The organism is Ancylobacter tetraedralis (assembly GCF_014195655.1).
Classification (GTDB): Bacteria; Pseudomonadota; Alphaproteobacteria; order Rhizobiales; family Xanthobacteraceae; genus Ancylobacter; species Ancylobacter tetraedralis.
Genome location: NZ_JACICD010000011.1, coordinates 99016 through 108864 on the forward strand (window position 1 = coordinate 99016; position 9849 = coordinate 108864).

The following is a 9849-nucleotide window of genomic DNA, read 5'->3' on the forward strand; positions in this document are numbered from 1 at the left end:
CATCGGTCTGATTTTATGGAGCCGCCCCCATGATCTTCATCGGCATTCTCCTCAGCATGGCGACGATCGCATTCCTCTGCTGGCTGCTCTTCACGCTGGCGGTATTCGCGTTGCCGCTGTTTGCGGGCATCACGGCGGGCACATGGGCCTATGGCACCGGCGCCGGATGGCCCGGCGCTATCCTTGTCGGCTTTGCTGCCGCAGCCCCGACCTTCGGCCTGTGCCATTTCCTGTTCGCGATCGTCCGCACGACCTGGGTGCGCCTATTGATCGCCGCCGCCTTCGTCGTCCCGGCTGCCGCCGCAGGCTTCCACGCCACCCATGGCATCCTGAAGCACACCATGCCCTCCCAGCCGTGGCAGATGGTGTTTTCGATCATCGGAGCCGGCGTGGTCGGCATTGTAGCCTTCGTGCGCATCACCGAGACGAAGGCGTTCGGCCCTTCTAACGGGCACAGCTCCCCTCCCTGACACCGCGATAGCCGTTCGGCGCGCCAGACAGCGAATGTCATAGCGTCCGCGTCAACCGGCTGGGCCGGGAGGCAGCGGAGATCCGGCGCGCCGGCTTCGCCCTCCGATGCGGCAAGATTGATGCGCGTGGAGGACGGCGGCCGCGTCGCAGCCGAAAGACCCCTCGGGGCAGAGCATTCGCGACGTTGGCGGGACGGGGAATGGGCAGATTGGCCCGACTCAGGGCATCGTCTGGCGGTGTGGGTCGGTCGGGTCTGTGTATCCGGTGCGTGGGCCGCACCTCTCCGTCATCCGTCCGCCAGTGCCCGCTCCAAACGGCCTCTTCAATGGCCTGATCTGGCCGAAGGACGGCTGCACCTCGAGCGCCTATGCCACAACGGCTGGTCCGACTTTCTTCCCCTGCCGACGCCCACCCCGCGCGCTGAGCCGCGCGGGGACCCCGGATCGCCGTCATTCCTCGCGCAGCAACAAAGTCGCGCCTGCGCCGTCCTCCGCTGTGCTGCGGTCGCAATCCTCACCCCATTGCGCGAGCGCGACGGGGACCCCGAGGCGATGTGGCGTCGCTCGCCTCCGGCCTGCAGATCGCCATCGAGGCCGCAATGGTGCGGCTCAGAAGACAGGACGGAGACGGAACATGGCCACCATCGGCACCTTCAAGAAGACCGGCACCAACGAGTTCACCGGCGACATCGTCACCCTCGGCGTGCAGGCCCGGGGCGTGCGCATCATCCCCGACACCCGCGCCACCGGCGAGAACGCCCCCAGCCACCGGGTCCTGGTCGGCCGCGCCGAGATCGGGGCCGCTTGGTCCAAGCGCTCCACCGAGGGCCGCGACTATCTGGGCCTCAAGCTCGACGATCCGAGCTTCACCGCCGCCATCTACGCCAACCTCTTCGATGACGAGGACGGCGAGAACTTCTCCCTCATCTGGTCCCGCCCCAACGGGCGCCGCAGCGACTGAACCGCGGAGTGCGTCCCCGGCTAAAAGGGCCGGGGACGCACTCCATCGGCAAGCGCGATCACCGCGACGGCTAAAATCGAGCCCTACTTGTCGTCTTCGAGATCGGTCTCGGTCGGGCTTGTCGGCGGACGCAGGAGCAGGTCGGAGGCCGCGACGCCGAGGACCGAGGCTAGCCGCTCCACAACATCGATACTGGCGTTGTAAACGCACCGCTCAAGCGAGCTGACATAGGTGCGATCAATGTCCGCGAGATGCGCAAGCTCCTCCTGCGACAGCCCCTTGGCCAGCCGCAGAGCCTTCAGATTGCGCGCGAACACCTCTCGGATCTCCATGGCCGAGAGAGCAGTCGCTTGATGAGTATTTCACCACGGAGTATTCTCGACAGCACATCAGAGATATGCCTTTGCCGGCTTTTGCCACGCGGCTCTAGCAAGGCGGGCGCAAGGATGGAGGAGTCGAGAATTCGTCGGTAAGCCCAAGCATTGGGTATTGCCATTAATCGATACTAGAATAATCCTAAACTAACGCTTTTGCCTTGGTCGACGGTGTGGTCGGCGACCGACTGATCAGAGCTTGGGAGGCCGACATAATCGAGGCGTTCGACGACATGGCGCCTTCCGGTCAGGAACTGACCGCTTACGACCGCAGCCATATCAAGCTCTATATGCGTCTACTCGACGCTGCTGCCGATGGAGCCAAATGGCAGGAGGTGGTCGAGATACTGTTCGGAATCGATCCGACCGTGAATCCTGCTCGTGCCCAAGCAGTTCATGATAGCCATCTGGCGCGGGCCAAATGGCTGGCCGAAACGGGCTACCGAGGCCTTCTTCGGCACGGAGTGAACTGACATCTTGCAAGGTGATGCCTGCAATGCATCACATGATGCGCTCGTTGTGTATTCTCGGCTGTGCGTCAATCTCCAATTGTCTCCCTCTACGGCATGCACCGTTTGGGAGTCGCTCATGAAGCCCGATACGTCGCGCTGGCGAGACAGTCGGACCTACGACTATTTCGATGATCTCTCGGTAGAGGGATTGGCTTGGGAGTGCCTGAGGCGGGATCCATCCTACCAGCAGGCGTATCGGGACCTTGTGGACGCCGAGAGAGCGGCTGCGCCCCTCCCGGCAGAGGCCGAATATTTGTGGGGGTTGCGATGTCGCCGCGAAACCCTCGCTCCCCGCGACCCGCCAACCAGTCCACTGGTCCCCACGGATCAATCCGTCCGTCACCGTCCTCACCGAGCTTCCCGACCATCTGCTGGGCACCGGCACGGTACCTCACGCTGTGCCTGCCGAACCACCTGATTATGTGGCGCCGCCGCACCTTCTGCTTTCCGGCTTAGAACCCGGCGCATCGACCGCGGCCCTGATCCTCTTCGACGACGATCTGCCCGACCGTATCGAGGCGCTGAACCGCCTCTGGCATGCGCACCGTGGGAAGCCCGTGCCACCCGACACCCGCATGACCCGCCAGCAGCGCGGCCGCCTCCGGCTGATGCTTCAGGCCTGCGACGGACGGAACCGGGGCGCGAGCTACCGTGACATCGCCGAGGCCATCTTCGGCACAGAGCGTATCGCGGCCGATCCCTGGAAGACGTCTCCCCTGCGCGACCGCGTCATCGGCCTTGTGGAAGGCGGCACCGGCCTGATCGCCGGCGGCTATCTGCGGCTGTTCCGCCACCGTCGCCGCCCGTGACGGGGTGGGGATTTTAGCCCCCCAATCTTCCCCATCCCTCCCGACATTCCTCCTCCGCCACCGTGGTCACCGTCCGCCGCCGCACTCCGGCGGCTCCCGCCACACCCACGGAGGCCCGCTCCATGCGACCCGATCTCGCCACCCTCCCGCCGCGCTACCTGCGCACCAAGGAAGCCGCGGAGTTTCTCAGCCTGTCGGCCCGCACGCTGGAAAAGCACCGCACCTATGGCACCGGTCCCGCCTATCGCAAGCTCGGCGGCCGCGTCGTCTATTCCATCGACGACCTGCAGGCTTGGACCGAGCGCGGCGCGGTCACCTCGACCTCCGATCCGCGCGGCACCGTCCTGCCGGCCAAGCGCCATGCGCTTGCCGCCGGTTCGTTCGCCGGTCGCGCCGCGCGCTGAACGCCCCATGGCGGCGCGGCATCACAGCCTCTCGGAGCGCGGACAGCTCGATCTGTTCCGCGCCCTGCCGGGCGACTTCGCGCCACGAGATGCGCAGGATCTCATGGCCTATCCCTTCTTCTCCCTCTCAAAGACGCCGCGCGTCGCGCCGATCGATTTCCGGACCGGTAGCATCGCCATCCGGGTCGAGGCCGTGCCCGACCACGGCATGGCGACGATCTGGGACGCCGACATTCTTATCTGGGCGGCCAGCCAGATCGTCGAGGCGCGCGATGCGGGGCTTCGCACCTCGCGCCTAATGGCAGCGACGCCCTATGAGATCCTCACCTTCGTCGGCCGCGGCACCTCCCTGCGGGATTATCAGCGCCTCAAGGCCGCGCTCGACCGCCTCCAGTCCACGACGGTCTCGACCACCATCCGCCAGCCGGCGGAGGGACGCCGGCACCGCTTCTCCTGGATCAATGAATGGCAGGAGCGCACCGACCGCAACGGCCGGCCCGATGGGGTCGACCTCATCCTGCCGGACTGGTTCTACCGCGCCGTGCTTGACGATGCGCTCGTGCTCACCATCGACCGGGCCTATTTCGGGCTGACGGGCGGACTGGAACGCTGGCTTTACCGTCTGGTGCGCAAGCATGGCGGGCGGCAACAGGACGGGTGGCGGTTCGATTTCCGGCACCTGCACCAGAAATCGGGCAGCCTGTCGCCGTTCAAGCGCTTCGCCTTCGAGCTCAGGGATCTGATCCGGCGCCAGCCGCTTCCCGGCTACATGCTGTTCGTTGAGGTCGAGGTCAGTGGTCGGCTGCTGCTCGCCTTCGAGCCTGCCGCGCCCTGTGGACAGCCTGTGGATAGGCTCGTGCTATCGGGAACCCGGACTATCGTGCCATCGGGAACCGGTGCCTCGTGCTATCGGGAACCCAAACAGGCCTTAACCCACTGTCCTGCATCAGGAAATCGCGCCCTTAACTTAGAGTCTAACCCAGAATCTAACTTTAAGAAGCGTGCGAGCGCTTTTGTGAGCGCCGCGGATCAGCACCGGCAGGGGGCAAAGTGGGCTGGAAAAACGCCGCCTGACAGGCCGTCGCAGACGCCCCCTCGCTCGAGGGGGCATCGATGATCGTCGCGCTCCTCAACCAGAAGGGCGGGGTCGGCAAGACGACGTTGGCGCTGCATCTCGCCGGGCAATTGGCCCGGCAGGGACAGCGGATCACGCTGATCGACGCCGATCCGCAGGGCTCCAGCCTCGACTGGTCGGAGCAGCGCAGCCACGAGGGCCTGCCACGGCTGTTCGGTGTCGTTGGGCTCGCCCGCGACACGCTGCATCGTGAAGCACCCGAGCTCGCGCGTGACGCGGATCACATCGTCATCGATGGTCCGCCCCGCGTCGCTGGGCTGATGCGATCGGCGCTGCTCGCCGCCGACCTGGTGCTGATCCCGGTTCAGCCCTCGCCCTTTGACGGCTGGGCGTCGGCCGAAATGCTGGCGCTGATCCGCGAGGCGCGAATCTACCGCCCGGAGATGGCGGTCCGGTTCGTCCTGAACCGCTGCGGCGCGCGCACAGTTCTCGCCCGAGAGACCGCGCGGACGCTGACCGATCACGATACCCCGGTGCTCGCCAGCACCATCGGTCAGCGCATCGCCTTTGCGGCGGCAGCGCAGTCCGGGCGTCTCGTCTTCGAGCGCGACGATGCCGGGCCAGCCACGCGCGAAATCGCTGCGCTTTCCGCCGAGATCAATGCTCTCGACCTCGGGAGGTCGTCGCGATGAGCGAACGCTCGATCCGCCGCAACTTCGCCTATCGGCCTGCCGATCCCGAGCACTGGATCAAGGCGGCCGATGTCTCAACCGAACGCCGGCCCGGCGCCGCGTTCACCGCGCGCCTCACCATCGATGTGACGCCCGACCTGCGCGGGCGGATCAAGGTCGCCGCCTTCCGGCGCGGCGTCACCGTCGCCGAGATGCTGCGCGACCTCCTCGCGCGCGAATTCCCTCCCACATCAGGAGACCAGCCATGAACGAGGCGTTTGCGCCCCGTGCGGCAAGCACGGCATCCGCGTCCAGTCCCCCATCCGATGCCCTGACCCATGTCGAGCTGACCCATATCGAGAAGCGGATCGAGAACTGGATTCGCTTCGGCCATCACGCACATGAGCAGCTTCTGGATCGCCGCCGGCGCATCCTCTCTTTCCCCCCGGGCTGCATCTTCGCTTTTGTCCGATGGGCATCGAACGACTTCGGCACCGTAGCCTCCCGCCTCGACATCGTGCGCTGCGTGGCGCCGGGCGAAGGCTACCAGACGCTGCCCTTCGTGCGTCCCGGCGGCGAGATCCTGCTGCGGGTGGATGGCTGGCCGAAGGTCGAGAAAATCCTGCAGCATATCGACGCCATCGAAGCGATCGGCATCGATGCAGCGACCGTCGCCCCTGACCACTGGGGGCATGCCGCCCACCGCGTCAGCGTCGGCTTCGAGCCGCGCGCCTATACCCTGGAGCGCCATCAAGCATGGCTGAAGCGGCAGGAGTGCGGACAATGAACCGCGCCACCTATGTGCTGATGACGACGGCCGCCAGCGTCGGTGTGGCCCTCGCCGCCACTCTGCCGACGCCGCTCAAGCTGATCTGGAATGTCACAGCGAGCGTGCCGGTCGGGCTCTATTCTCTCGAGCCGGCCGATCATCTCGAGATCACCGATCTGGTCGCGGTGATGCCACCACCGCCGCTCGCCGCGTTCCTCATCGGGCGGGGCTATCTCGGCGAAGGCACGCCGCTGTTGAAGCGTGTGATGGGGCTCCCGGGGCAAGAGGTCTGCCGCCTCAGTGACGCCATCACGGTCGATAGCGTGCCGCTGGGCGAAGCGCTGCCGCGCGACCGCTTTGGGCGCGATCTGCCGGTCTGGCAGGGCTGCCGGCGTGTCGAGGTCGGCCACCTATTCCTGATGAACCCGGACGTCGGCGACAGTCTCGACGGGCGCTACTTCGGGCCGATCCCGGCTACGACCGTCATCGGCCGGGCGATGCCACTGCTCACGGATGAAGCGGGCGACGGCGACTTCATCTGGCGCGCGGCGGTGCGCTGACATGCGTCGCTCCGCGCTCTTCCTCGCATCCGGACTGTTGATCGGCGGTGCGTGGCCTGACTCTGCCACCGCGCAACCTATGACGCCAACTGCGGCGTATGTCGTCACGTCCTATGCTGTCTTTATCGACGAAGCCGCGCAACGCTTCGAGCTTCCGGCCAGCTGGATCTGTGCCGTCATGCAGGCCGAGAGCGGCGGCGATCCGCGCGCCATCTCGCCTGCCGGTGCCATGGGGCTGATGCAGATCATGCCCGCGACCTGGGACGAGCTTCGCGTCCATCATGGTCTTGGCGCCGACCCGTTCGACCCGCGTGATAACATCCTCGCTGGCGCCGCCTATCTGCGCCAACTCCGTGACCGCTATGGCAGCATCCGCGCCATGCTCGCGGCCTATAGTGCCGGGCCTGCACGCTATGAGGCGTCGCTTTCCGGCGAGCCGCTGCCGCCGGAGACGCGCACTTACATCGCGGCCTTGGCGCCGATCATCGACAAAGAGTCTGCAGCCGGCGCCACCGAATTGGTGCGGCCAACGGCGCAAAGCTGGCGCGAGGTGCCGCTGTTCGCCGCGCAGCCCGCGCCCGGCAATTCTCCCGTTTCCCCGTTCCTCGCGCCGCGATCGGGCGCGCTTTTCGTTGCACCTTTGCCATCGCGGAGAGCGCAATGAGCGCGAAGCTACGTTTTCGCATCCTGTCGGGCTCTGGCGTTCCTTGGCGAGCAAGGAGGCGCAGGACAGAGACCACGACCGCACGAGGGCAGGATAAAAGCGCGCACATTGCGCGGCGGTCGGGGCGTTGTTTCTGCACGTCTTTCCTGCGCCTTCGGCACCTTGCGGAGCCGAACCACAAGGTTTGCGCGTGCCGCAAATGGCGCCGCATCAACGATTTTCCGCACATTGCGAGACTTCGCCATGAGCGATGAACGCGAGTTCCGCGTCCGTCCCGGCCGCATCCGCTCGACCCGCGCCCAGCAGGCCCGCCCCTTCGTCGCCCAAGCGCTTGCCGCGGCCCGCAAGGCCGGCGGTGGGGTCTCTCGGTCAGGCAAGATCGCCGCCGGAAACCGCTCGCGTTTCGGCAGCGGGCAGGTCGCCAGCCTTCAGGCCAGCCGCCGGATCACGCCGCGCTCACGCGGCGCCGTGGTGAAGGCGCGGGTCGTCCGACACACAGCCCGCGCGGGCTCCCTCAGTCAGCACCTCATCTATCTTCGCCGCGAGGGGGTGACCCGCGATGGTGAGAAGGCGCGGCTGTTCGGTTCCGAGAGCGACAGCGTGGATGTCGACGCCTTCACCGAGCGCTGCCGCGAGGATCGTCACCATTTCCGCTTCATCGTGTCGCCCGACGACGCCCTGGAGATGGAGGACCTGCGGGCCTTCACGCGGGATCTCACCCGGCAGATGGAGAAGGACCTCGGCACCGGGCTCGACTGGGTCGCCGTCGATCACTGGAACACAGAGCATCCCCATGTGCACCTGATCGTGCGTGGTCGCCGCGACGATGGCCAGGATCTGGTGATCTCCCGCGACTACATCAAGGAGGGCATGCGCGACCGCGCCCGTGACCTGATCACCCAGGAACTCGGCCCGCGTACCGACCTCGATATCCGCCGGAGTTTGGAACGCAAGATCGAAGCCGAGCGCTGGACCGAGCTCGACCGCCAGCTTGTCCGCGAAACCCGCGAGAGCGGCATCGTCGATATGGCGCCGATCCCCGGCGGGCAGCCGGATGAGCACCATGCGCTGAAGATTGGGCGCCTCAGGAAGCTGGAGGCACTCGGCCTCGCCGCAGAAATCGGCAACGCCCAATGGGTGGTGGAGCCGGAAGCGGAAGCCACCCTGCGCGAGCTGGGTGAGCGCGGCGATATCATCAAGCGCATGCACCGCGCCCTCACCGAACGCGGCATCGAGCGTGGCACGGCAGGCTATGTCCTCGCTGCCGAGAGTCTCGACGTGCCGGTGATCGGCCGGCTGGTCGCGCGAGGTCTTGACGATGAACTCCACGGCTCCGCCTATGCCATCGTCGAGGGCGTGGACGGGCGCTCCCATCATATCCGGCTGCCCGATCTCGACGCCGCCAGCGATGGCGCGCCGGGCTCCATCGTTGAACTGCGCACCTTCGACGATGCGCACGGCAAACGGCGCGTTGCGCTCGCCGTGCGCTCCGATCTCGACCTCGTCCATCAGGTCACGGCCACCGGTGCCACCTGGCTCGACCGGCAGGCCATTGCGCGTGACCCCGTTGCTCTGTCGGACGGCGGCTTCGGCGCCGAGGTGAGCCAGGCACTCGACCGACGCGCCGAGTATCTCGTCCGCGAGGGTCTGGCCGAGCGGGAGGGACGGCGCATCGTCTTCGCCCGCAACCTCATCGACACGCTGCGCCGGCGTGAACTGGAAGCCGTCGGAGACAAGCTCGCCGCCGAGGTCGGCCTGCCGTTCAACAAGGTCGGCACCGGCGAGTATGTCGCCGGCACGTATCGCCAGCGGCTCAATCTCGCATCCGGACGCTTCGCCATGCTCGACGACGGGCTCGGCTTCCAACTCGTGCCCTGGTCGCCCTCTCTGGAGCGCCAGCTCGGCAAACATGTCTCCGGTGTCGCCCGTGACGATGGTGGCGTCGACTGGAGCGTCGGCCGCAAGCGCGGCCTTGGCCTCTGAACACAGAGAGGGATCATCACCATGTCGGCGACGAAAATCCTCTGGGGGCAGATCCTCACCGTGCTGCTCATTGTGCTGGCGGCCATCTGGGGCGCCACACAATATGTGGCCTGGAGCCTCGGCTTTCAGGCGCAGCTGGGCGCCCCGTGGTTCGAGTGGTTTGGACTGCCGGTCTACTATCCGCCAGCCTTCTTCTGGTGGTGGTACTTTTTCGATGCCTATGCGCCGGAGGTTTTCTTTCGCGGCGCGCTGATCGCCGCTTCCGGCGGCTTCTTCTCGATCGCCGTCGCCATCGCCCTTTCGGTGTGGCGGGCCCGCGAGGCATCCAGGGTCGAGACCTATGGTTCGGCGCGCTGGGCCGAGAAGGAGGAGGTCCGCGCCGCCGGGCTCCTCGGCACCGATGGCGTCGTCCTCGGCCGGTATGAACGGGACTATCTGCGCCATGACGGGCCCGAGCATGTGCTGTGCTTCGCACCGACCCGGTCCGGCAAGGGCGTCGGCTTGGTCGTGCCCTCGCTACTGACCTGGCCGGGATCGGCCATCGTCCATGAAATCAAGGGCGAGAACTGGCAGCTCACCGCCGGCTTCCGCGCCCGG

At 66.5% G+C, this 9849-nt stretch carries 15 protein-coding genes; 14 read left to right on the plus strand and 1 reads right to left on the minus strand.

Annotated features, from left to right (window positions below; all coding sequences use genetic code 11):
• The first annotated feature begins 29 nt into the window (after positions 1-29).
• Together FHS55_RS20580 and FHS55_RS20585 are read left to right on the plus strand one after the other, a co-directional pair.
• The gene (locus tag FHS55_RS20580; RefSeq protein ID WP_183191656.1) at positions 30-470 is read left to right on the plus strand and encodes a hypothetical protein; all 441 of its coding nucleotides are present in this window, start codon (positions 30-32) and stop codon (positions 468-470) included.
• A 634-nt stretch (positions 471-1104) separates the two neighbouring features.
• Complete coding sequence (locus FHS55_RS20585) at positions 1105-1431, plus strand: DUF736 domain-containing protein (RefSeq protein WP_012172357.1); 327 nt, start codon at positions 1105-1107, stop codon at positions 1429-1431.
• Positions 1432-1514: 83 nt separating this feature from the next.
• Here FHS55_RS20585 and FHS55_RS20590 read toward each other — a convergent pair whose 3' ends face one another.
• Positions 1515-1763, minus strand: coding sequence for a helix-turn-helix domain-containing protein (locus FHS55_RS20590; protein WP_183191657.1), 249 nt, complete (start codon positions 1761-1763; stop codon positions 1515-1517).
• 275 nt (positions 1764-2038) lie between these two features.
• Between FHS55_RS20590 and FHS55_RS20595 the strand changes: the two genes are divergently transcribed.
• The 12 genes from FHS55_RS20595 to FHS55_RS20645 form a co-directional block, all read left to right on the plus strand.
• Complete coding sequence (locus FHS55_RS20595; protein WP_183191682.1) at positions 2039-2278, plus strand: DNA -binding domain-containing protein; 240 nt, start codon at positions 2039-2041, stop codon at positions 2276-2278.
• A gap of 115 nt (positions 2279-2393) precedes the next feature.
• Positions 2394-2735 (plus strand): transcriptional regulator domain-containing protein, encoded by a 342-nt coding sequence (locus tag FHS55_RS23610; protein ID WP_246340337.1) that lies wholly within the window; start codon positions 2394-2396, stop codon positions 2733-2735.
• A 4-nt stretch (positions 2736-2739) separates the two neighbouring features.
• Positions 2740-3126 carry a DUF2285 domain-containing protein gene (locus tag FHS55_RS23615; protein ID WP_343056304.1) on the plus strand — a complete coding sequence of 129 codons (387 nt, stop codon included), beginning with the start codon at positions 2740-2742 and terminating at the stop codon, positions 3124-3126.
• A gap of 122 nt (positions 3127-3248) precedes the next feature.
• Positions 3249-3530, plus strand: coding sequence for a helix-turn-helix transcriptional regulator (locus tag FHS55_RS20605; RefSeq protein ID WP_132036201.1), 282 nt, complete (start codon positions 3249-3251; stop codon positions 3528-3530).
• Positions 3531-3537: 7 nt separating this feature from the next.
• Positions 3538-4647, plus strand: coding sequence for a replication initiator protein A (locus FHS55_RS20610; RefSeq protein WP_183191658.1), 1110 nt, complete (start codon positions 3538-3540; stop codon positions 4645-4647).
• The gene (gene parA / locus FHS55_RS20615) at positions 4644-5297 is read left to right on the plus strand and encodes a ParA family partition ATPase (RefSeq protein WP_183191659.1); all 654 of its coding nucleotides are present in this window, start codon (positions 4644-4646) and stop codon (positions 5295-5297) included. The genes FHS55_RS20610 and parA overlap by 4 nt, the downstream gene beginning before the upstream one ends.
• Entirely contained in the window at positions 5294-5545 is a 252-nt protein-coding gene (locus tag FHS55_RS20620; protein WP_183191660.1) for a ribbon-helix-helix protein, read from the plus strand. The genes parA and FHS55_RS20620 overlap by 4 nt, the downstream gene beginning before the upstream one ends.
• Positions 5542-6063: a DUF2840 domain-containing protein gene (locus tag FHS55_RS20625; protein WP_183191661.1), complete on the plus strand. Its 522-nt coding sequence runs from the start codon at positions 5542-5544 to the stop codon at positions 6061-6063. The genes FHS55_RS20620 and FHS55_RS20625 overlap by 4 nt, the downstream gene beginning before the upstream one ends.
• Positions 6060-6605, plus strand: a complete 546-nt coding sequence (locus tag FHS55_RS20630) for a S26 family signal peptidase (RefSeq protein WP_183191662.1) — start codon at positions 6060-6062, stop codon at positions 6603-6605. The genes FHS55_RS20625 and FHS55_RS20630 overlap by 4 nt, the downstream gene beginning before the upstream one ends.
• 1 nt (position 6606) lies before the next feature.
• Positions 6607-7269, plus strand: coding sequence for a transglycosylase SLT domain-containing protein (locus FHS55_RS20635; protein ID WP_183191663.1), 663 nt, complete (start codon positions 6607-6609; stop codon positions 7267-7269).
• Positions 7270-7512: 243 nt separating this feature from the next.
• On the plus strand, positions 7513-9252 hold the full coding sequence (locus FHS55_RS20640) for a relaxase/mobilization nuclease domain-containing protein (protein ID WP_183191664.1): 1740 nt from the start codon (positions 7513-7515) through the stop codon (positions 9250-9252).
• 21 nt (positions 9253-9273) lie between these two features.
• Positions 9274-9849, plus strand: a 576-nt coding sequence (locus tag FHS55_RS20645; protein WP_183191665.1) for a type IV secretory system conjugative DNA transfer family protein, incomplete at its 3' end; no start/stop codon positions are given.

Excerpts from the sequence above, each read along its gene's own strand:
- FHS55_RS20595 (WP_183191682.1), top strand. The coding sequence starts at position 2,039 with ATGGCGCCTTCCGGTCAGGAACTGACCGCTTACGACCGCAGCCATATC.
- parA (WP_183191659.1), top strand. The coding sequence starts at position 4,644 with ATGATCGTCGCGCTCCTCAACCAGAAGGGCGGGGTCGGCAAGACGACG.
- FHS55_RS20605 (WP_132036201.1), top strand. The coding sequence starts at position 3,249 with ATGCGACCCGATCTCGCCACCCTCCCGCCGCGCTACCTGCGCACCAAG.
- FHS55_RS20610 (WP_183191658.1), top strand. The coding sequence starts at position 3,538 with ATGGCGGCGCGGCATCACAGCCTCTCGGAGCGCGGACAGCTCGATCTG.
- FHS55_RS20640 (WP_183191664.1), top strand. The coding sequence starts at position 7,513 with ATGAGCGATGAACGCGAGTTCCGCGTCCGTCCCGGCCGCATCCGCTCG.
- FHS55_RS20620 (WP_183191660.1), top strand. The coding sequence starts at position 5,294 with ATGAGCGAACGCTCGATCCGCCGCAACTTCGCCTATCGGCCTGCCGAT.
- FHS55_RS20625 (WP_183191661.1), top strand. The coding sequence starts at position 5,542 with ATGAACGAGGCGTTTGCGCCCCGTGCGGCAAGCACGGCATCCGCGTCC.
- FHS55_RS20635 (WP_183191663.1), top strand. The coding sequence starts at position 6,607 with ATGCGTCGCTCCGCGCTCTTCCTCGCATCCGGACTGTTGATCGGCGGT.
- FHS55_RS20580 (WP_183191656.1), top strand. The coding sequence starts at position 30 with ATGATCTTCATCGGCATTCTCCTCAGCATGGCGACGATCGCATTCCTC.
- FHS55_RS23610 (WP_246340337.1), top strand. The coding sequence starts at position 2,394 with ATGAAGCCCGATACGTCGCGCTGGCGAGACAGTCGGACCTACGACTAT.
- FHS55_RS20590 (WP_183191657.1), bottom strand. The coding sequence starts at position 1,763 with ATGGAGATCCGAGAGGTGTTCGCGCGCAATCTGAAGGCTCTGCGGCTG.
- FHS55_RS20585 (WP_012172357.1), top strand. The coding sequence starts at position 1,105 with ATGGCCACCATCGGCACCTTCAAGAAGACCGGCACCAACGAGTTCACC.
- FHS55_RS20630 (WP_183191662.1), top strand. The coding sequence starts at position 6,060 with ATGAACCGCGCCACCTATGTGCTGATGACGACGGCCGCCAGCGTCGGT.